We start from the raw sequence: 20,621 nt of genomic DNA, 5'->3' as shown, positions 1-20,621 counted from the left end.
GAGCGGCCCAATGACGGCTTTTGCGCGGCGAAAACTTTGTCTATGCGTTGGTTATGGCAAGCAATCGCATGATGCAGGCGATCGGCGCTCTGGAGCGCGCGGTTGGCAGGCTTGAGCAGCAGGTGGACCGGTCCAGACCCTCCGCTCCCCCACCCGGCGGCATCGATGCGGCGGCGGCACGGGAAGCGCTTCGATCGCTCGACGCATTGATCGCCGAGGTGAAGGGACAGGCGCATGGCTGAAACGACTCTCGTAATCGCCGGGCGTCATTATCCAGTGCGGTGCCGCGATGGCGAGGAAGCGCATCTCGCCCATCTCGCCAGCCTGATCGAACGCAAGGCCCGGCTCGCCCAGCAGAACACGCCCGGCCTGACGGAAGTGCGCACGCTGCTGTTCGCCGCGCTGTTCCTGGCGGACGAGCTGAACGACCTCAAGCGGGAGGCCATTGGGCGGCAACAGCAACTCGCGCTGGGCGATGAGGACGAATCCGCCGCCCAGACGATCGAAAGCCTCGCCGCTCGCCTCGAAAAGCTGAGCGACAGGCTTGCCGCGGCGGCGGACGATGCCTAGATTGCCGGTGACGGGCACTGCGCGGTACGAGCTTTAGCGAACATCCCTGAGGCGATAATCACATCCACGGGGACTGTCCCTGGGCGGGCTCCGGCCTGATCTACATGGTTCCCACCTGACGTTGAGGCGTCAGAGGATATTCCAGCAAACGGCCGAGGCGGTCCCGTCACCCTCCCTCTCGCTGGCTCCCACAACACCGTTGGTTTCGAACGAAGCCTGTCCTGAGTTATCGAAGGGTCGAGAAACAGGTTCCCAGCCCCCTCCGCCGGGTCTAAACGCGGCTCATGAGCGACGACCCCGATAAAGCCGCCCTGCGCGCCCTCGCACGGGAGCGCCGCCGTGCCTTCCTCATCGCGCTCGATCCGCTCGCCCACCGCCTGGCCTTCAAGGCGATCCCCTCCCCCCTCGCCCGCCGCCTCACCGGCGCGAACACCGTCGCGCTCTATATGGGCCTGGACGATGAAGCCCCTGCCCAGCGCCTCGCCCCGCAGCTCGCGGCCATGGGCAAGACCCTCGCCCTCCCGCGCGTCATCGACCGTTTGGGCAGCATGGACTTCCTCGCCTGGACGCCGGAGGATCAGCTTCATCCCGGCCTTTACGGCACGCACCATCCCGAACCCAGCGGTCCGCCGGTCACGCCCGACATCATCTTTGCGCCGATGCTGGGATTCGACCGGGCGATGAACCGGCTGGGGCAGGGCGGCGGCTATTATGACCGGGCCTTCGCCCGCTATCCCGATGCGCTGCGGGTCGGCATCGCCTGGTCGGTGCAGGAGCATGACGCCCTGCCCGCCGATCCGTGGGACCTGCCGCTCGACATCATCCTCACTGAAATCGAACTGATCGAAGGACCCGACGCGTGAACCGCCAGCCCGCCCCCTATGAGCCCAGCTGGCGCAAGCCCGTGGGCATGTTCATCATATTGGCGCTGATCGCGCTCTGGGCGATCCTGATCGGCAGCCTGTCGAGCCTTATCGGCCGCCTGCCGATGATCGCGCAGGTGCCGGTCTATGTCTTTCTGGGCCTGATCTGGATCTGGGTGCTGCCTTTGAAGCGCCTGCTCGCCTGGATGGAAACCGGCCGCTGGCGGCGCGGCTGAACGCGCTACCCCGCCATCACGGCGAAAGCTGCGCCTTCTGGCGCGGACACCGCCTGGCTCGACAAGGTGCCAGCTTCCGCTGACATGACGATCATAATATCGGGATAATATGGTTCTTCGGGACCATTCACTCTACTAGGAGAGTGGCGCGAGTGACGGGGCTCGAACCCGCGACCTCCGGCGTGACAGGCCGGCGCTCTAACCAACTGAGCTACACCCGCGTTCGGTGTGGGCGGGCATCTATGCGGGCGCGCCGGACCTGTCAACCGGCTCTTTCAACTGTTTCCTCCGTTTCGTCATTTTCTTTGCGCGGCGGCACCGTGAGTGTCCCGCGTTCGAACAGGAAACCGGCGATGTCGGGCATCCCCGCAGCCGAAATCACCGTCTGGATGATGATCAGCAGAGGCACGCCCAGCAACGCGCCGGGCGTTCCCCACACCCAGCCCCAGAAGGTGAGCGCGACCAGGATCAGCAAGGGGTTCATGGTCAGCCGCCGCCCCAGCACCATGGGCGTGATCGCATTGGCCTCGATCAGGTGAAAGCCGATCTGGATCGCCGCGGGCAGCAACGCCATCCATATGTCGTCGAACATCATCAGGCCGCCCAGGCCCAACAGCACCGCCGCCAGCATCGGCCCGAAATAAGGGATGAAGTTCAGCATCGCGACGATGCCGCCCCACATCAGCGGCGACGGCATGCCGATCAGCCACAGCGCGATCGCGACCGAAAGGCCAAGGCACAGGTTGATGGTGGCGATGGTCAGCACATAGGCCGATGTCGCATCGACCACATTCTGGATGACGCGCGCCACCGCCATCGCGCCGTCGAAGCTGCCCCGGCTGTTGATCGTCCGCCGCCGCAGCCGCGTCCATCCGGCAAGGAAGAAATAGATGATGAGCAGCGCGAAGACCATCTGCACGATGGCCGACGGCGCTGACGTCGCGGCGAATTGCAACAGCGATCGGGGCGCGTCGACCGACGCCGTCCGCGCAACAGCGCCGGGGCCGCTCGCAAGCGCCTGAATCGTTTCGTCTACGAAACGTTGCAGCTGCGAATAAAGGTCGATCAAAGGCGCTAGATTACTCTGTATTTTGGGCAGCCTTTCGGGCAGCAGCACGAACCAGTCCGCCGCCGGAACCACGATCATCACGATCGCCGCATTGGCCACCAGCAGGAAGACGATCACCGCCACCAGCGCCGCGATCGCGGACGGCACGCCCCGCCTCTCCATCCACTCCAGGAACGGCACGAGCGCAATGGCGATCACCAGCGCGGCGGTCAGCGGCAGGAAGAATTCCGCGCCTTCGCGCAAGGCGAAGGGCAACGCCAGGATCAGGCCGATGCCCAATGTCAGCGCGATCGACGCGAGCAGCCGGTCGCGGCGGCGGTTGATCTCATTCTGTTCATGGGGTGTCACCTAGGATCGTTCCCTGCCGTCTTGCCTGCGCGCCCGGCCATTTCGCCGCGCCAATTTCATGTTGCAGTGCGGACATATAATCAACAGACGATTAACCGAATCTTCGGCCATCTCCCTTTATCACCGGCTCCATGAACTATCGGACTTCCGGCCTGATCAGGCGCTGCGGCGTAATGGGATGCGGGCTGCTGGCGGCGTCCGCTCCGGGCGGAGCTTTCGCCCGGCAGGATATCAAGGTCGATACCCAGCTTTTCGTGGAGCGGGTCCATACCGACATCAACGGACGTCCCCGCCGCGTTCTGGCAAGCGCGGACCGCGTCGCGCCCGGCGACCAGCTCATACTGGTGGTCAACTGGCGTAATGCGGGGACCCAGCCCCTGCGCGGACTGGCCGTCACCAATCCGGTGCCGCGCGGCATGCAGCTTGCCACATCCGATCCCGCTGTCCAGGTCTCCGTCGACGGCGGGCAGCGCTGGGGACGGCTGGGGGAACTATGGCTGCCGACGCCGCTCGGCGGCACCCGGCGCGCCGTGCCCGCCGACATCACCCATATCCGCTGGACCATGCCCGACCCCATCTCTCCGGGCGAAAGCGGCCGCCTCAGCTACCGCGCGACGGTACGCTGAACGCCGCCACCCTCAATCAGCGAACAACAGCACCGGCGTTTCCAGCAGCGTCTTCACCGCCTGCACGAAACTCGCCGCGTCCCAGCCGTCGACGACGCGATGGTCGCAACTGATCGACAGGTTCATCAGCTTTGCCGCCACTATGTCCTTGCCCCTGAAGACGGGACGCTCGATGATGCGGTTGGGGCCGATGATCGCGACCTCCGGCCGGTTGATCACCGGCGTCGTCGCCACCCCGCCAAGCGGACCCAGCGACGTGAGGGTGAGGGTGGAACCGGACAATTCCTCCGCCTTCGCCTTGCCGGCGCGCGCGGCGTCGGACAGACGGCGGATTTCGGCCGCGAGCTGCCAGATATTCCGGTCCTGCGCGTCGCGGATCACCGGCACCATCAACCCGGCGCCGGTCTGAGTCGCGACGCCCATATGCACGGCGCCGTGCCGCGTCACCACGCCCGCTTCATCGTCGTAGCGCGCATTCAGCATCGGGAAGTCAGGCACGCAGCGGCAGATCGCACTGATCAGCAGCGGCAGCAGGGTAAGCCTTGGCCGGTCGCCCCGGCTGGCGTTCAACTGCTCGCGCATCCGCTCCAGTTCAGTGACGTCGATCTCCTCGACATAGGAAAAATGCGGAATATGCCGCTTCGACGCCGCCATATTCTCGGCGATTCGGCGGCGCAGCCCGATGACCTTCACCTGCTCGTCCGGCCGCCGCACCGACACCCCCGCCGGTCGATAGCCCTGTCCCGCGCCGTAAAGCAGGAAGGCGTCCAGGTCCGAATGGCGCACGCGCTCTCCGGCGGTCTTCACCTGCGACAGATCGACGCCAAGCTCCTTCGCCCGCGCACGGACGGCTGGAGAGGCAAGAACCTGTGAGGGGGCGGCCTCCATGGTTGAGTTAGGGAATGTGTTAGCCGCACCACCGTTCGGGCTGAGAGAAGTCGAAGCCTCCTGCTGAGCCAAAGGCGAAGCGCCCGTGCCGTCCTCCGAACGCGCCTCGTCGATCACCGACTCGCCCGGCGTCTCGGCCTCGATCACCTCTTCGGATGGCGGCGGCGCATCGGACAAGGCGGTCACCTCCGCTTCCTCCTCCGTCTCGATTTCCACCAGCATCGCCCCGATCGCGACCTGATCGCCCACCTCGCCCGCCAGCCGCAGGACGGTTCCCGCGACCGGGCTCTCCATCTCCACCGTGGCCTTGTCCGTCATCATGTCGGCGACCGGCTGGTCTTCCTCGACCCGGTCGCCCGCTTTCACATGCCATGCGACGATTTCCGCTGCGGAGATGCCTTCGCCAATGTCGGGCAGCTTGAACGTGAACAGGGCCATGGCGCGCCTCAATCCTTCATGATCTTGTCAATGGCTTTGCGGATGCGCACGGGCCCCGGGAAATAGGCCCATTCCAGGCTGTGCGGATAGGGCGTGTCAAAGCCGGTCACCCGCTCGATCGGCGCTTCCAGATGGTAGAAGCATCGTTCCTGCACCAGCGCGCTCAACTCCGCGCCAAAGCCGCTGGTCCGCGTTGCCTCATGCACGATCAGGCAGCGGCCGGTCTTCTTCACGGATCGCTCGATCGCCTCGATGTCCAGCGGGATCAGGGTGCGCAGGTCGATGATCTCCGCATCCACGCCCATGTCGGCGACCGTGCTTTCCACCACATGCTCCATCGTGCCGTAGCATAATATGGTGAGCGCCTCACCCTGCCGCACGGTCCGCGCCTGCCCCAGGGGCACGCGATAATGGCCCTGCGGCACCATCGCGCCGGGATGTCCCGCCCACCCCTTGGCCGGGCGGTCATAATGGCCGTCGAAGGGGCCGTTATAGATGCGTTTGGGTTCGAAGAAGATGACGGGATCATTATCCTCGATCGCCGCGATCAGCAGCCCCTTGGCGTCATAGGGCGTGGACGGGATCACCGTCTTGACGCCCGATACATGGGTGAAGATGCCTTCGGGCGACTGGCTGTGGGTCTGCCCGCCGAATATACCACCGCCAAAGGGCGACCGCACCGTCAAGGGCGCGATATATTCCCCCGCCGAACGATAGCGCAGCCGCGCCGCCTCGCTCACAAGCTGGTCGAGCGCCGGATAGATATAGTCGGCGAACTGGATTTCCGGCACGGGCCGCAGCCCATAAGCCCCCATGCCGATCGCCACGCCGATAATGCCGATTTCCGTTATGGGCGTGTCGAAGACGCGGTTCTTGCCATATTTTTTCTGCAAGCCCGCCGTCGCGCGGAAGACGCCGCCGAAATAGCCGACATCCTCGCCCATCACCACGACATCGGGATCGCGCTCCATCATCACGTCCAGCGCGCTGTTGATCGCCTGGATCATGGTCATCTGCTGGAGCCCGCCGCTCCCGGAATCGCTTAGGCTGCTGCTCACAGCCCGGCTGCCTTCGCTTCGTCCAGCATCTGCTGCTGCTGTTCGCGCAGATGCCAGGGCATGTCCTCGAACACATCCTCGAACATCGTTTCCATCGGATGATGGTGCAGCCCGTGGCCTAATATGCCGTTCTTTTCCGCTTCCCGCGCGGCGTCGCGCACCTGTTCGGCCAGCTCCTTGTCCATCGCCGCCTGCCGTTCCTCATCCCATATGCCCAGGCGGATGCAATGCTGCTTCAACCGGGCGATCGGGTCGCCCAGCGGCCAATGGCTGCCTTCGTCCGCCGAACGATAGGCGCTCGGATCGTCCGAGGTGCTGTGCCCTTCCGCCCGGTAGGTGAAATGTTCGATCAGCGTCGGTCCGGCATTGGCCCGCGCCCGGTCGGCGGCCCAGCGGGTGGCGGCATAGACGGCGAGCGCGTCGTTGCCGTCGACCCGCAGGCCAGCAATGCCATAGCCCAGCGCCCGCGCGGCGAAGGTCGTCGCCTCCGCCCCCGCAAAGCCGGAAAAGCTGCTGATGGCCCATTGGTTGTTGACGATGTTCAGGATGACGGGCGCGCGATAGACGCTGGCGAAAGTACAGGCGGAATGAAAATCGCCCTCCGCCGTCGATCCTTCCCCGCACCAAGTCGCGGCGATTCGCGTATCCCCCCGCGCCGCGCTGGCCATCGCCCATCCGACCGCCTGCGGATATTGAGTGGTCAGATTGCCGGAGATGGAAAAGAAGCTCGCATCGCGTGCCGAATACATGATCGGCAACTGCCTGCCCTTCAGCCGGTCGCCCTTGTTCGAATAGATCTGGTTCATCATGTCGATGATCGGCCAGCCGCGCGCGATCAATATGCCCTGCTGGCGATAGCTGGGGAAACACATATCGTCGCTGGCAAGAGCGGTGGCGGCGGCGATCGACACGGCCTCTTCACCCGTCGACTTCATGTAGAAGCTCGTCTTTCCCTGCCTCTGGGCGCGGAACATGCGCGCGTCGAAGGCGCGGGTCAGGGCCATGGCGCGCAGCATCTTCAACAGCGTTTCGGCGGGCAGATGCGGGTCCCATGGCCCCACCGCCGCGCCCTCATCGTCCAGAACGCGGATCAGCCCATAGACCAGACCCTGCATCGTGCCGGGATGCGCGGCCTCATCGGGGCGCGGGGCTTCGCCCGCCGCCGGTATCTCGAAGCTGCTGAAATCGGCCGTGTCGCCGGGGCGAAACTGCGGCTCCGGCACATGCAGGCGCAACGGCGGCAGGTTGCGCCCGTTCCCCTGATCTCCAGCGCCCGAAGCAGGCTGATCGCTCATCCCGCGCTCTCTCCGTTGTTGCAATAAAATTGCTTATAGCAATTACTATATTACAACGTTTGAGAAAGGCAACTGTTCCTGTTGAGGTGCTCGCTACACAGCGACGGGCGCTGCGATATGGGCTTGGGGAGCATAGTCCAGCACCTCGAAATCCTCGATCCGGTAGTCGAAGATGCTGGGGGGCCGCCGGTTGATCTTCAATCGGGGCGCACCGGCGGGCGTGCGGCTGATCTGCTCCTCAACCAGCGCCGCGTGGTTCAGGTACAGGTGAACGTCGCCGCCCTGCCAGACCACTTCGCCCGGTTCCAGATCGCATTGCTGCGCCAGCATCCGGGTAATCATCGACAGGCCGAAGATGTTGAAGGCAAAGCCCAGGCCCAGGTCGCAGCTACGCTGGAACAACAGGCCGTTGAGCCGCCCGCTCGCCACCTGGAACTGATAGGTCATATGGCACGGCGGCAGCGCCATCCGCGCGACTTCCGCGACGTTCCAGCCGGTGAAAAGCAGGCGGCGCGAGCCGGGATTGGTCCTGATCCCCTCGACCAGATCGGCAATCTGGTTGTGCCCTTGCGCTGCGCGTCGGTAGAGCCCATCCCCCACCGGCTCGTAGCGCGGCCAATTCACCCACTGCGCGCCATAGACCGGGCCAAGCTCTCCCCATCGGGCCGCGAAATCGTCATCCTCGATGATCCGCGCTTCAAAGGCGTCCCGGTCGATCGTCTCGCCCGTCGCCCTGCGATAGGCATCGAGCGGCCAGTCGGTCCAGATGTGAACGCCCTGGCGCACCAGTTCGCGGATGTTGGTGTCGCCGCTCAGGAACCACAGCATCTCGCGCGCGGCGGCCTTCCAGAAGACCCGTTTGGTGGTCAGCAGGGGCACTGCATTGTCCGCCAGCGAAAAGCGCATGGTTGCGCCCAGGATCGACCGCGTTCCCACGCCCGTCCGGTCGACACGCTCATCCCCCTGCGTCCAGATGAGGCGCATCAGGTCCAGATATTGCTGCTCATAATGTGCGGCGTCCGGGGTCAGCATGCGGGTCAAGTCGATCTTTCCTGATGAGCCGTGAGGCGAACGGCGAGTCCCTGCCGGATGTAGCCGAGCGTCCCGCGATCGCCAATGTTCGCTTTGGATCAAAAGCCCGGCAGTCCCCTCCGAATTGGACGCAACGTCAGGTGAAGAACGACGCCGCCCGCACCATCCTGCCCTCATGGACGTTACGGAAACGGTGCAAATCATCGTACTGGATGAAGACTGGAGGCTGCTGGGGCGCATCGACGGCAGGACCGGCTGGACCGGCATCGTCAGGGCGCTGCTCAGTCTGGACAGCGCCTGGCTGGTCATAGAACAGCAGCGGCCGGGCGAGCCCATTCCCCAGCCGCGCCTTGAGGATATTCGCCTGTCACGGGCGATCGCCAGCCGCCTGCGCCCGATGGAAATGAAGCTTGCCGACCATGTCATCCTCGGCGGGCAAAGGCTGTTCAGTTTCCGGCAGGCGGGGCTGCTGTGATCATGGCAAAAAAAGCGCGATCAGCCGCTTGCCAGCCGGAAAACCCGCCTCTATAGACCGCCGCCTGCCCAGCGGCATCGCCAAGCGATACCGCCGACGGTCGGGGAGTAGCTCAGCCTGGTAGAGCACTGTCTTCGGGAGGCAGGGGCCGGAGGTTCGAATCCTCTCTCCCCGACCACTTTATCGCAAAAGCGACGGAAATCCGCCTTTAGGCGTGGCTCATCGGACGGTGTTGCGAACATGACCAGCATACATGACGGTGATACACGCGGAAAGGTGATGACCTGTGTCCCGCATACCCCACACCGCTCGCATTGCTGGCCGATATGCGTTCCGCCGCCGCATCTATTTCCGAAATATTAGCTCCAAGATCCTATCGATCGCATTGCAGACCGCCGACCCGAAGGTGGCTCGCAGGCGCGCGGCCTTCTTGTCCGCGCGCTTCGCAATCGTGAAGTTGAGCGTGGACCTGATGCTGAAAACCAACGGAGTGTTAACCGGCGACCAGATTGAGGCGATTTTCCGTCAGGAGCTGGAGGATGAACTAACGCAAGCTCTTCATGACGCATATGAGAATGCGTCATGGTCGTCATCGATCGCGGAATGTGCCGTGCCGCTGGCGGAAGCCTATCGCATCGCGCGCCGCCCTGACCGGCCCCGCCAGCTCACCGACGAGGATCGGAAAGAATTAAGTGCGCGCGGGCTCGGCCGAGACTTGTCGCAGATAGACGGTTATCTGCGCGAGCTGTGTCATGAAATAGCCGACAGGGAAGTTTGCCTACGGCTCGAAGCTGTCGGCATCGAGCCAACAGCCGACCTCATCTCGACGGCACGTGCGCACATCCTGCGCGCCAGGGCGGATGCATGGAAACGCGCTACCCGAATGTTCGATGACGATGTCATGGACGCGGCCAATCCGTTGCAAGCGCTCACTGCCGACCTTGGCACACCGACCGCGAGGGTCGAAGCGCTCAGATATTCTGCCCGTTGCCCTCCTGTGCTCCAGGCGGGAACGCCCCCTCTTCCCCCCAACGTGGCGCATGCCGTCCCATCGGAATGTCATTTCATGACTTATGATGATCGACGTTTCGGCGATGTGATCGATGAGGTGATAGCCGAGTTGAAAGCAGATGGCGTCTGGAAAGGCCCTACGCACCAGCAACGACGGATCATGGAAACCTTCGCCTGGATCACGGGCAATCGCCCATTGGGCAGCTACAACCATTTGGATGCGCCTCGCTTCAAGCAGGGCATCCAGAAGATGCCTGTCACATTCCGGTTCGGTGGGCTCTCTGAAGGCGCCATGTCTCGGCCGTTCGAAAAGGTCCTATCCGAACTTCCGCCCCTCAGTCCGTCCGACCGGCGCAGCAACAAGACCGTCAACCGCGACCTTTCCTTCATGGCGACCGTCGCCAAACATCTCGGCAAGACCGCGTGGAAGCCTAAAGCGGCGGGCGCCGTGATTATGGATTTTGGCAGCGTGCGGGTGAGGATCAAAACGGAGGACAGCACCGAATTGCGGCCGCCTTGGACCCGGGCGCACATGGAGATTCTCTTCGCTTCGCCGCTATATCTCGGCGGCGGCGGCGCGCTGCATCGTCTCAAGACAGATGGTCCGCTCGAGCGCGTCTGGCATGACTCCGCCTTTTACGCCCCGCTGATCTGGTATTATACCAGCGCCTGCCGTGAAGAGATTTGCGGGCTGGAAGTCGCCGACATCATCGCGAACCACAGGACTCCTCACATTAAAATTCGCGATAATCTCACACGAGGGCGCGATGGAGAAAAAGCCGGCGAGAAGCGCATAGCTCGCCGCCGGGATCTGCCGATCCATCCTGAGCTCATCCGCCTCGGCTTTCTCGCTTATGTCGAGGCAATCAAAAAGGAAGGGCATGTTGCCCTTTTTCCGGAGCTTTATCCAGATGGCGCCGAAAAGCGGGGAGGCGCATTCTTCTACGAACGCGCCTGGCGGCACATGGTGGATTATATCGGCGAACGGCTGCCTTTGCCGACCAATGACCGGGGAAAGGGCCCTGACATTCACTCGATCCGCGCCCTGGGCGCCAGTTTCTATGAAGTTGACGGGGTGAATGACAATATCCGTGCCGACATCATGGGGCACGCTCGGCAGGGCACCAACGGGAAACATTATAGTAAGCGCATCCAAACGGAAGGAGCTGATGTCGTCCTGGCTGAACGCCTGACGTTCATGCTGAAATACATTCCGATCGTGTCCGAGCACATTTCAGCTGCGCCGATCCGGCTGGTTCCTTTGGAGAAGAGGGCGCGGGTTGGATCGCCCTTTGAACGCAAGACGCGAAATGACACAGGGCGAGCGCGCCGCCGGGCGTGAGGGCTATCGCCAACAAGGTCGCTATGCCCGCCGGGGTCACCAGCGGGCATAGCGTCAACATCAAACGAGGTTCCGCCCGGGACGAGGCTTTTACAACAGGCGGGCGAAATCGCGCGCGCTGACGCACCTGCGCCGCCAGGCAAATTCCATCCGCTTTTGCTGTGCCCAGCTTGCGATCCAGAATGGATGCCGCTGACCATGACGTTTTTCGTGCCGCCAGTGCAGAGCCGTGACAATCAAATGCGCATGGGGGGAGATTATCCAGTCGTTCTGGCTTCCATCACCCTCCAGCGAGTGGATGGCCCAGGCCACAGCTGCTCCCTTCACAACCAATTCGGTCTGGATAAAACCTTCAACCAACCATCGCCAGTTATTCCGACGAATAGGTGTGGGAATCTGCATCACGACGTGCCAGGCGGAAACCGCCGTCGGATCGCCTGTCTCTGCGGTTGCCGCATCGGCCTCTGCCCAGATTCTGTAAGGGTCCGTGGCGGCCCATAACGGTGCGTTGGCCGGCAAGGCCAGACCGGAGCCCTTAAGCTCACATCGCCGCTCGGCAAACCGCCGCGGCATAGGACCATGTCGATCGACTGGCGAACTATCGCGCCAGACATAGGCAGCATTCGCCGTGGCGGTCTTGTAAGCCGGGTCACGGCCGAAATACATCCACTCTTCTGAAATTGGACGAATATTGAAGTCCGGCCAGTTAACGTGGCGAACGCTTCGCCGCGGACTCACCGGTTCATCGCGATTTTTACGGAAATGATCCTGGATGATAAGCATGTTGATCTCCTATAACGCCAGCGCCGCCCATGAGGGGCGGCGCTGGAGGGCGTCATGACGACGCGGAAAGGGTTGGGATGATGGTTCAGCCGGCGATCCTGATCGCCGCGACCGGAATGGCGTCAGCGAGAGGCTTCCGCTGCGGCACGAAGCTGTTGCCCGCCAGTTTAAGGCCATCCATCTCTTCCGCCATCTTGCGCCAGCGTTCCCATGCGATCTGCTCGCCATGGGCGAGAAGATGGCGCGGCGGCAGCTTCCCGCTCACCAGCTGGTTACGCTCGTCGATGCGCCAGCGCCTGCCGCCCTGGAGCAACTCGACCGGTGCCTGTTTGCTTGCCGCATAGAGCCGGCAGCCCGGCATCCATTCGACGCAGCGGGGTTGGTGCAGGACCAGCGATATCAGGCAGGGCTCCTGGGATTCCAGTTCCTCAAAGGTCAGATGCAGCATGTCTCTGCCCATGTCCGCCGCAAGTTCGGTCAGGTGCATGATATGATCGAAGTCGCGCGGTCCGCTGGTGCAGAATCCCATGGTGTGGCGTGACGGCTCGTGGGGCGGATAGCCCATTAAGGTCCGCAGCGCGAACGTCCAGGCCTGCCCGCGTGCGAGATAGGGATGTGTCATTCAGATACTCCAATGTTGAGATGACGGCCTGCTGGCCGGGGATTTCCAATTTTCCGCTCTTTCACGGATCCCGATTTCACTGCTTTTCGCTCAGGCCGTGCCCCGGCCTGCTCTTCACGGCATGGATGCTGCGGCGGCGCATCCAGGCGAGGGTCGCGTCTTCCGCTTCCAGACCCGTCATCTGCGCCTGCCGAAGAAAGAGGAGCCAGATGGCCAATGCCTCCGCGCGAAGGTCAGCGCGCAGGACATCGAGACGGCCGACGCCCCAGTTGCCGAGCAAGGCAGCCGGGGTCATGCCGGGAGAGGCGATGGCAGCCTCTCCCGCAACTTCCCACAGCGCAGGCGCCGCTGCGCCGCCCCTGTCGATCGCCAGATCCACGACATTGTTGCGGAGCGCCCGCCCGAGGCGCAACATGAAATGGTGCGCGATGGTCGCATCGGCATGAGCGGCGGCATCGAGTAACGCTGGCACCAGCCGGTGATCGATTTGCCAGCCGATCAGCGTGTCGGCCATCGGCAGCCGGTCCGCGAGCCAGAGCAGCAAGTTCTGCTCCTTCTCGCCGGCGGCGACGGTGGCCGCCTCACTGCTGAAATGCCAGCTGGAGCCGTCGCGCGTCGCGATAAGCAACCCGGCTCCAATCAGATGCGTGGCCGGCAGGTCATTGCTGCTGTCAGCGGCCGGTATGGAGACGGCCGCAGCGGTGAGGGAAACGTAAGTAACGGGTTCGTCGGTCATGAACATGTCCTGATATGCAGGCGCGCGCCATCCTCTCCGGAAGCAGCCGGAGTGATGCGCGTGCGCGAATGGGTTTTGATGAAGGTGGGTGAAGCCGATCTAGCGAGCAGCGAAGGCGGCTTCGTCCTGCTCCCGCTTCAGCCGAAGCTCGGCGTCAGCAAGGGCGCCCTCGACCCGCAACGCCGGCGCCCGGGTCCGCGCCCGCATGGCCGGCCGACAGGTAGCGAACGGCAGGAGGTGCCGGAGCTTTGGCTCGCTCTCGATCCAGACGCTCAGGTCGGCAATCGGCAACGCCATGAGCCGTTCATCACCCTGACGCCAGGCGATGGCATGCAGGTAAACAAGGTAGCTCGCCAGCACATCCTCCTGCACATACTGCGCTACCGCCCTGACATCACCCTGTCGCCAAAGGTCACCAACATCAGCGCCGGAAACGCTTGTCTTCACCGGAATGCTGAAAGCCTTGCAGAGCTCGGCAAGCGATGATCCCCGCCCGCCATAGGCGTCGAGGAGATCGAGATGGGCGATGTCGTACCTGCCCGCGTCGGCGATCCGGGCGATGTTGCGCAGCTCATAGAGGCCGTGGCGCTGTGCCTGCAGCCGAAGCACTTGGGCGTCGAACCCACGTCCGTTCAGCGTGACCGCCATCGATCCAGACGGGAACAAGGCATCGACCTTGCGCAGGAAATGCTCTTCCCCGCCTTCGCGGCAGATAAAGGTGTGGAGGGTGAAATCATGGTCCTGCCCTTCGCGGCGGGCGGTGAGGAATGAGCCGGCCACAGGCTTATGCCGAGGCCAGGGCGGGAAGCTGCCGTCCGGCATCTCCTCATCGACAATCGTTTCCAGATCGAACACTATTACATGCTCATGCGGATATTGAAGCGGTGGATGCTGCCACTGTCGCATAGCGTTTCTCCGTAGCGTTGCGCGCCGCCGGATGGCGGTCGCGAACCGGAGCCGCCGGGCGGCCTCATACCTTTTCCCCGACGATTTCCGATCACGCAAATCCGTCATGGACGGTTCTCTCATAGGTTGGTCTGCCGGGCCGTCCTGCGCAATGAATGGGTGCCAGAAGCGCGATCTGTTCTCCGCCGCCTTTTCCACAATGGCTGTATGATGAGCCGATCATGCGGGCGGCAAAATTCTATCGCGGCGATATCGCCGCGATAATGCTGTCAGTGCTGCACCAGACTGAAACGCACGAAACGGTTTGCTGCGACGCTGTCGCCGCCTATAATTGCGCGATGGACGACAAGCCCGATCCGCATGGACAATCGAAGGGGCCGACCCGGCTGGCGATGGTCGCCGACCTGCTCGCGGCGGTGGGATCCATGCTCGTGGCCTGGGCGGCTCGTCGTCGCGGTGGTCCGGGTGCGATGCGCCGCGCGGAATCGATCGTGCTGACGCTTCTCTCCATGGCGATCGCTTTCATCCATCGCGGCGATATGATCGCGATGGGGCAACGCTGCACGATAATCACGCGCAGTCTGCGGCGACACATGACGCAGCCACCAGCAGGCTGGTCCGCTCCGTGACAAGCTCCGATGTTCAACCGCAATACCATCGCGGCACGAATTCAGAACAAGGGAGATGCTCTCCTTCCGTCGCGATATCGCGGCGATAGCGATGAACTGGCCCTGCCCCGCCAGGAGGCATTAATGACAAGACATACCGAAGAAGATTTCGCCCGCGCAGCCAGCGAGATCGCCAGCCAGCCCGGGCATAGCGGCAAAGTGACCAATTACCAGATCGCGATGCATCTGGACCGGTCACCAGGTGGCGGTCTTTACAAGCAGCTGGAAGAATGGCGCGCTGGCCGCCGTATTTCCGGAACGATCATGATCAACGGGACGCCTGCGGCCGCAGCGATGCTGGAGCAGGTGAATGACCACATGTTGTCCGTCGCCAACGCAATCGCGCGCGATATCGCGGGGCAAGAGATTGACGACCTGCGTGAACTACATGCCCGGACCGCGATGGAACGGGATCAGGCACATGAAGAGATCGAACGGCTCGAGCAGCGTCTGGCAGGTGCGAAAGCGCGCGAGCGGGATCTTATGCAGGAGGTGTCCGCGCTGCGCTTGTGCCGTGTTGATTATTCAGCGCAGATGCGGCTCGCCGCAGCAAGGTTGAGCGCCGGGATCAGGACTGCCGCTCGTGGCAGCCTGTCTGGAAAGACAGGTAGTAAAACGGACTGAAGTACGGGCTCCCTCACCTTGCCCCTCATCGCTCCAGTTCCGATGAGCCAGCCCGATGCATGCCGGCACCCTGTGCGAACGTCTGAAGCAAGAGGGCGCGAACATGAAGGTGCTGCTGAATCGTCATAAGGTTCTTCTGGTCATCCTCTGCCCAGCCGGGCGCTGTAAGCTGACCGTTCCGTCCAACCTCATAATCCGCGCGATTTTCCTGCACGTCAGCAAGCAAGTCCCGAAGCGGCCGACTAGGCCGACCGTCGCGACCGAAGAAGCGCGTAATATCCTCCGGCGCCGGATGCGGCGGCAAGTTCGGCGGTTCCGTCGGCAGTGCATCCGGAACCGCTAGCCGGCGTTCGTCATACTGCTCGACCGCCCTCCGGTTCGATCGGCTGCGGCGTGCCTGCTGCATCCAGGCTTCCCGCTCTGCCTCTCGCTTGCTTTGCTCAGCGGGCGGCAGCGTCTCCATAACTTCAGCAATCGTCACGTCGACGTAATGATCGAAAGACCGGCGATGAGCCCACGCATCGACGACCTTCTCCCCCCTGCCCTTGCCCTTCTCGCTGCCGGCCGGAGACAACGGCGACAAGCGCGCCAATGATTGACGGACATCGATCCATGGCAGGCCTCGGCGCAAAAGACTGACGGCGACATCGCGATCAATCGCGCCATATTGGACATCCCGCGTAACCGCGATGTCGACTGGAAGTTTGGACAAGACTTTATCGTAAATGGCCACCCATAGTTGATCGCTGGCACTTGCTTCTCGCGCGGCCTTCTCCATCCTGCTTATGGTGTCGTCCCGATCTTGCAGTTCCGCCAGTTCGGCTGCACGGGCGCGATTCTCTTGCGCCCTTCGCCTGAGTTTCGGCTGCTGAAGGGCTTCATCGAAGAGGGCATCGATCGACTGGGCGTTTATCGCGTCCGGCCCTGCGATGATCGTCACCGGCGAGCGCCCTACGATGAGCTTCTTGATGACGCTCTCGTCAAATCCTGCATGATCGCTCAGCAACTGGCCGATCGCATCGATCTCGATTGCGCGGATGCGATCGGCATCGACGAGTTTCCTGGCTGGCAATGTTTGCAGCGCCGACTGCCAGGCCGAGAGATAGATGCCTGTGGCCCGACTGTCGCCCGGCCGCGCCCGTGCCGCTGCGACAAGCTTGGCTCGCACATCTGCGGCGACTGCGTCCAGTGCCTGACGTTCGCGTCTTCGCGCGCCAAGAGCATCGGACATGGCCTGGCTCTTCCCGGCTTGAATGCTTTGCCGTTCCGCTGTGGCTTGCGCGGTATCCCGTTCACGTCGCTTGTGCAGCTCGGCCAATGTGGCCTGGATCTCTGGTTCGGCCTGCCACCGCAGGTGCTTGTGCATGTCCGCTTTGAGAACTGCAAGGTCGATCTCTGGGCGTCCGTCTCTAACGGCAAGGGCTTCACTTCCCCCGACAGCATCACGCAGCAATGCGATAGTGAAATCCTGCGCGTCGGCCGCGCCCTGGAACAATGACAGATGGGCCGGGTCGTTTACCAGTCCTTGCGTTTCCCTGTCAGGCCGGAAGCGGTCGATGTTGACCCGGCCGTGCGCAACCCGGATCCGGTGCCCAGCCCTGTCGAGCCGTTCTATCAAACGCTTCGCCAAGTCGCGTGCTTTCCGCGCCAGCTTCAATGTGGTCATGCGGCTGCGATGCAATGCGACGGCCTGGATCCGAACCGATTGCTTCCGGGCAGGTTCGATGCCGTCCCGCAAGTTGGCCACCAGTCCAGAGAGCTGTGTGCGAAGCCGCGCAGCATCCGCCTGGATCGATCTCGCCGCCTCCGCAAGTTTGGCAACCCGTGCCTTGTGCTCGTCAAGAGCCTGTCGCCTCGTTTCGGAGGTCTTGGATAGCAAATCCTTGTGGACCTCGGCTGCATCGGCATCGCCTTGGCCCGCTCGCTGCGCCACGAAATTGGCAAAGGTCGGACGCGGCACCTTCGGTCCTGCCTCCAAAAGCGCGAAATCCCGATCGGCTTTGATCAGCGCCAATTCGCCATACCGTTCAGCCCGAATGTCGCGGTGTAGGAATTTGTCCGGTTCATCGCTCAGCCGCTTATCGAACTCCGCCGTAATTCGCGCCCGGGCCCGCTTGTACTGACTAAAGGCAAGATTCCGGCGTTTTTGCGCCGCCTGCCAGTTTTGGAGATGAAGGCGAAACTGGCGCTGCGTGGCACGCCAGTGGTCATTGCGGGATTCGATGTTGGTTTTACGTAGATTGACGGCTGCCTTATATTCAGGATGCCAGGTGAGAAACGGCATGTCCGCGCTGGCGTCCAGCTTTTTCATGCCGCCGAGGGCGAATGCGGAAACCCTCACGGCGTCCTTGCTGTTGTTGATGCTCTGCACCATGAGGCCGCGCACTCGCCCGTTCACCTCATGCGGCCGCAGCACAAGTGCGTGGACGGCCAGCGCCGCAGCGCGTTCGTCCCATGTCGGCAGAGCCAGCGCATGGCGAACCTCACGATAAAAGCGAGCCTGAAGCGGAGCAATACCCGTGCGCGTTAGATGCTGCTGTTGGGCACGGCTGATTTGCGGTTCATCCGGATTCTGGGCCGCCCTCTTTGAACTGAGCTGGCGAAGCCCCCATTCGATCTCGACCTCACGTCCCAAAGCGGTGAGCTTCCAAGCCAAATGGCTGTCCCATGCCCGGCGCTCCACGGACCGCCGCGGCAGATTGCGCGCTTCTTCTGCGGTCACTTCCCGACGATTGACCTTATCCCACAAAAGCCGCGCGGGAACGCAGCCTTCGTCGTCGACCTCGCACACGACGAGATGAAGGTGGCCATTATCCCCATGGTTATCCGGTTCGTCATGGACCACCTTGATATGCGCGCGACCCTCAAGCCGAGCGACCTCCAACATCCGATTGCCCAATTCTGAATACTGCGCATCCGTAAGGGACCGCTCCGCGCGGGCAATCAGATGCACCACGGGGTTGCTGCGTTTGGGATCACGCGCGGCATCATAAGCCAGCTGCGCAGCGAAGGTGCGATGGTCGAACAGACCCGGCGCCTCAAGCAAACGGGCGTCGGCCTGGCCGGCATATTTGCCGCGCCGGGTGACATAGTCGATCACGCCACCGAAGAAGCTGCCCCGGACGACCTTGATGATCACGGGCGGACTGCCTTGTGGATGGCGTCAATCGCCTCCTCCAACCGCGTGCCGATCCACGCTTCCATCCGGCTGATGTCGGCAATGACGCGCTCTGCGGCTAGCGGAAGTTCCTGCCGGACACGCTCGCGATGCTCGTCGGCGATGAAGACGGGGTCGATGCGGTCCAGCCATTCGCGAAGGCGACGAAGGTCACGCTGCATACCACGCAGGTCGGATGCGACATTGCCAAGTAGCGCGAGCGCCTCCTGCCCGCCCGGCATGGCCATCGGGAATCGCTGGTGTGAGGGCTGCACCTTGCCCCGACTGCGCTTGGGCTGAGCGGTCATGCCGGCGATCTGAGAGCGCAGCCAATCTTGCCGGGCATGCGGACCTTTGAATCCCATGTCCGCAATGGCCGCATCGAAAACGGCCATGTCCTCTGGCGACAGCCTCAGGCGAAGGTCCTCGCGGCGAGGCCGACCCTTAGCGGCGTGGTCGCCGTCATTCTTCAACGGGGCGGTCATGCCCACCCCCCGCACGCGGGGAGGGTTTGGGAGGGGCATCGCCCCGCCTGACGAGAAAGGTCGTTCCACCGCCCTTCGCGACAGAGCATAGCGACAGAGACGGGGGCAAAATTGGTGGACACGACATTACTCGCTTACCGACTTATTTCACTTACCGACTTATTTCATATGATCTCACATAGATCTTGAAATGCCAAGGGAGCGTGCGCGTCTTCGAGTTCCAGAGTAGAAATATCATCCGAAGAAAAATAACTCATTCTGGGATGAGCAGCGTCGACGCGAACTTCGATCCACCACTGACGAAAAACCCAACTTGTCGAGAACGAGGCGTTTTATTCGCTGTCCGACGAAGCGAGTGAATTCCAGACTAAGGACCGGCAGTCATTCCCGCGCTTCCTGGGCGTAGGGCTGGAAAGCACCGGGCTCGATCCCACCACGATCTGGCTGTCGCGCGAACCGCTTGTGAAGGCCAAAGTGATCGATCAGCTACTCGCGCGCCTCAATGCCGCGCAAGGCTCGGGGGATGTCTGGCTGCGGATTCCGAGGTCATCGCGCGCAGCGTTCCGAGAATTGTCCGCGCAGCATTCCGAGCTGATCGCGCGCAGTTTGAGATGTGGAGAACCTGATCGTTGGGTCATTTCTGCGGTCGCATAGCGACCGGAGGAATGGATGCCGACGAGGAGGGTTTCGATGCGCCAGGTGCGCGAGATATTGCATTTGAGCCTGGATGCCGGGCTTTCCACACGTGTTGTCGGCGAGCGCACTGGCGTGGGTCCAACGACAGTTCGGGATACGATCAGGCGCCTGAGGCTGGCAGGTCTTGAGTGGCCGGTTCCCGATAGAATGACCGATGCGGAGCTGGAGGCCAAGCTGTACGGTATTCCAGGCGTGAAGCCCGGACGCCGCAAACAGCCTGAACCGGACTGGTCGACGGTCGCGCGCGAGTTAAAGCGCAAGCATGTGACGCTGCAGGTCCTATGGGAAGAGTATATCGCTGCTCAGCCTGACGGATATCGCTACAGCCGTTGGTGTGACCTGTTCCGGCGCTGGGAGGGGCGGCTGTCGCTGGTGATGCGTCAGAGCCATGCCGGTGGCGAGAAGCTGTTCGTCGATTACGCGGGCGACACGGTGCCCGTCGTGATCAACCGCCGAACCGGCGAGATCCGCGACGCCCATCTGTTCGTCGCGGTGCTGGGCGGCTCAAGCCTTTCATTTGCTTGTGCGACCTGGACCGAGCAGTTCGCCGACTGGATCGAGGGGCATAATGCCGCCTTCACCTTCTTTGGCGGTGTCACGCAGTTGCTGGTGCCCGACAATGCAAAGGTTGCGGTGATCAAGGCCGGGACTGTCAGGATTTCCGTGTGCGGCCGGGCGGTTGATCATCAGGCC

Annotated in this window: 20 protein-coding genes, 2 tRNA genes and 2 pseudogenes; 12 read left to right on the top strand and 12 right to left on the bottom strand. The window is 62.8% G+C overall.

Annotated elements, in window-relative coordinates:
- The first annotated feature begins 53 nt into the window (after positions 1-53).
- From ET21_RS25535 to ET21_RS0103140, 4 genes are all read left to right on the top strand, one after another.
- Positions 54-242, top strand: a complete 189-nt coding sequence (locus tag ET21_RS25535) for a hypothetical protein (RefSeq protein WP_150113407.1) — start codon at positions 54-56, stop codon at positions 240-242.
- Entirely contained in the window at positions 235-570 is a 336-nt protein-coding gene (locus tag ET21_RS0103150) for a cell division protein ZapA (RefSeq protein ID WP_021236416.1), read from the top strand. The genes ET21_RS25535 and ET21_RS0103150 overlap by 8 nt, the downstream gene beginning before the upstream one ends.
- Positions 571-854: 284 nt before the next feature.
- Positions 855-1,433, top strand: a complete 579-nt coding sequence (locus tag ET21_RS0103145; protein ID WP_021236417.1) for a 5-formyltetrahydrofolate cyclo-ligase — start codon at positions 855-857, stop codon at positions 1,431-1,433.
- Complete coding sequence (locus tag ET21_RS0103140) at positions 1,430-1,669, top strand: DUF2842 domain-containing protein (protein WP_030538550.1); 240 nt, start codon at positions 1,430-1,432, stop codon at positions 1,667-1,669. Before ET21_RS0103145 ends, ET21_RS0103140 begins: the two co-directional genes overlap by 4 nt.
- Before the next feature lie 144 nt (positions 1,670-1,813).
- Here ET21_RS0103140 and ET21_RS0103130 read toward each other — a convergent pair.
- Both ET21_RS0103130 and ET21_RS0103125 read right to left on the bottom strand, forming a co-directional pair.
- Positions 1,814-1,890 (bottom strand) — tRNA-Asp (locus ET21_RS0103130).
- Positions 1,891-1,931: 41 nt separating this feature from the next.
- On the bottom strand, positions 1,932-3,086 hold the full coding sequence (locus ET21_RS0103125) for an AI-2E family transporter (RefSeq protein ID WP_030538549.1): 1,155 nt from the start codon (positions 3,084-3,086) through the stop codon (positions 1,932-1,934).
- Positions 3,087-3,259: 173 nt separating this feature from the next.
- Between ET21_RS0103125 and ET21_RS0103120 the strand changes: the two genes are divergently transcribed.
- Positions 3,260-3,712 carry a DUF11 domain-containing protein gene (locus tag ET21_RS0103120; protein ID WP_030538548.1) on the top strand — a complete coding sequence of 151 codons (453 nt, stop codon included), beginning with the start codon at positions 3,260-3,262 and terminating at the stop codon, positions 3,710-3,712.
- 12 nt (positions 3,713-3,724) lie between these two features.
- On the opposite strand, the gene ET21_RS0103115 is transcribed toward ET21_RS0103120, so the two are convergent.
- The 4 genes from ET21_RS0103115 to thyA all read right to left on the bottom strand — a co-directional run bounded on the left by ET21_RS0103115 (position 3,725) and on the right by thyA (position 8,423).
- Positions 3,725-5,038 (bottom strand): dihydrolipoamide acetyltransferase family protein, encoded by a 1,314-nt coding sequence (locus ET21_RS0103115; RefSeq protein ID WP_030538547.1) that lies wholly within the window; start codon positions 5,036-5,038, stop codon positions 3,725-3,727.
- A gap of 8 nt (positions 5,039-5,046) precedes the next feature.
- On the bottom strand, positions 5,047-6,051 hold the full coding sequence (locus tag ET21_RS0103110) for an alpha-ketoacid dehydrogenase subunit beta (protein WP_030538546.1): 1,005 nt from the start codon (positions 6,049-6,051) through the stop codon (positions 5,047-5,049).
- Positions 6,052-6,092: 41 nt separating this feature from the next.
- On the bottom strand, positions 6,093-7,391 hold the full coding sequence (locus tag ET21_RS0103105) for a 3-methyl-2-oxobutanoate dehydrogenase (2-methylpropanoyl-transferring) subunit alpha (RefSeq protein WP_030538545.1): 1,299 nt from the start codon (positions 7,389-7,391) through the stop codon (positions 6,093-6,095).
- A 93-nt stretch (positions 7,392-7,484) separates the two neighbouring features.
- Positions 7,485-8,423 carry a thymidylate synthase gene (gene thyA / locus ET21_RS0103100; RefSeq protein WP_030538544.1) on the bottom strand — a complete coding sequence of 313 codons (939 nt, stop codon included), beginning with the start codon at positions 8,421-8,423 and terminating at the stop codon, positions 7,485-7,487.
- Between the two features lie 193 nt (positions 8,424-8,616).
- Here thyA and ET21_RS0103095 point away from each other — a divergent pair, with 193 nt between their 5' ends.
- From ET21_RS0103095 to ET21_RS0103080, 3 genes are all read left to right on the top strand, one after another.
- Complete coding sequence (locus ET21_RS0103095; RefSeq protein ID WP_237751476.1) at positions 8,617-8,898, top strand: JAB domain-containing protein; 282 nt, start codon at positions 8,617-8,619, stop codon at positions 8,896-8,898.
- Between the two features lie 101 nt (positions 8,899-8,999).
- Positions 9,000-9,076, top strand: a tRNA-Pro gene (locus tag ET21_RS0103085).
- Between the two features lie 108 nt (positions 9,077-9,184).
- Entirely contained in the window at positions 9,185-11,251 is a 2,067-nt protein-coding gene (locus tag ET21_RS0103080; RefSeq protein WP_156029006.1) for a hypothetical protein, read from the top strand.
- 90 nt (positions 11,252-11,341) lie between these two features.
- Here the strand turns inward: ET21_RS0103080 and ET21_RS0103075 are convergent, their stop codons facing one another.
- From ET21_RS0103075 to ET21_RS0103060, 4 genes are all read right to left on the bottom strand, one after another.
- Complete coding sequence (locus ET21_RS0103075; RefSeq protein WP_051767962.1) at positions 11,342-12,034, bottom strand: MobA/MobL family protein; 693 nt, start codon at positions 12,032-12,034, stop codon at positions 11,342-11,344.
- Positions 12,035-12,119: 85 nt separating this feature from the next.
- On the bottom strand, positions 12,120-12,656 hold the full coding sequence (locus tag ET21_RS0103070; protein WP_030538540.1) for a hypothetical protein: 537 nt from the start codon (positions 12,654-12,656) through the stop codon (positions 12,120-12,122).
- A gap of 76 nt (positions 12,657-12,732) precedes the next feature.
- Positions 12,733-13,392 carry a hypothetical protein gene (locus ET21_RS0103065; RefSeq protein WP_156029005.1) on the bottom strand — a complete coding sequence of 220 codons (660 nt, stop codon included), beginning with the start codon at positions 13,390-13,392 and terminating at the stop codon, positions 12,733-12,735.
- Between the two features lie 99 nt (positions 13,393-13,491).
- Positions 13,492-14,247, bottom strand: coding sequence for a hypothetical protein (locus ET21_RS0103060; protein WP_162180682.1), 756 nt, complete (start codon positions 14,245-14,247; stop codon positions 13,492-13,494).
- A gap of 272 nt (positions 14,248-14,519) precedes the next feature.
- Between ET21_RS0103060 and ET21_RS0103055 the strand changes: the two genes are divergently transcribed.
- On the top strand, positions 14,520-14,927 hold the full coding sequence (locus ET21_RS0103055) for a hypothetical protein (RefSeq protein ID WP_030538537.1): 408 nt from the start codon (positions 14,520-14,522) through the stop codon (positions 14,925-14,927).
- Between the two features lie 9 nt (positions 14,928-14,936).
- Positions 14,937-15,590, top strand: coding sequence for a hypothetical protein (locus ET21_RS0103050; protein WP_030538536.1), 654 nt, complete (start codon positions 14,937-14,939; stop codon positions 15,588-15,590).
- Between the two features lie 25 nt (positions 15,591-15,615).
- Here ET21_RS0103050 and ET21_RS0103045 read toward each other — a convergent pair whose 3' ends face one another.
- Positions 15,616-18,729 (bottom strand): hypothetical protein, encoded by a 3,114-nt coding sequence (locus ET21_RS0103045; RefSeq protein ID WP_030538535.1) that lies wholly within the window; start codon positions 18,727-18,729, stop codon positions 15,616-15,618.
- Positions 18,726-19,232: a hypothetical protein gene (locus ET21_RS0103040; RefSeq protein WP_156029004.1), complete on the bottom strand. Its 507-nt coding sequence runs from the start codon at positions 19,230-19,232 to the stop codon at positions 18,726-18,728. Before ET21_RS0103040 ends, ET21_RS0103045 begins: the two co-directional genes overlap by 4 nt.
- A gap of 309 nt (positions 19,233-19,541) precedes the next feature.
- Between ET21_RS0103040 and ET21_RS28335 the strand changes: the two are divergent.
- Together ET21_RS28335 and ET21_RS0103035 are read left to right on the top strand one after the other, a co-directional pair.
- Positions 19,542-19,721, top strand: a pseudogene (locus tag ET21_RS28335) (transposase); the annotation flags it as partial.
- 201 nt (positions 19,722-19,922) lie between these two features.
- Positions 19,923-20,621, top strand: a pseudogene (locus ET21_RS0103035) (IS21 family transposase); the annotation flags it as partial.

The organism is Sphingobium sp. DC-2, from assembly GCF_000722555.1.
GTDB classification, from domain to species: Bacteria; Pseudomonadota; Alphaproteobacteria; order Sphingomonadales; family Sphingomonadaceae; genus Sphingobium; species Sphingobium quisquiliarum.
The sequence above is the reverse complement of the archived record's forward strand: the minus strand, read 5'-3'. Positions and strand labels throughout refer to the sequence as shown.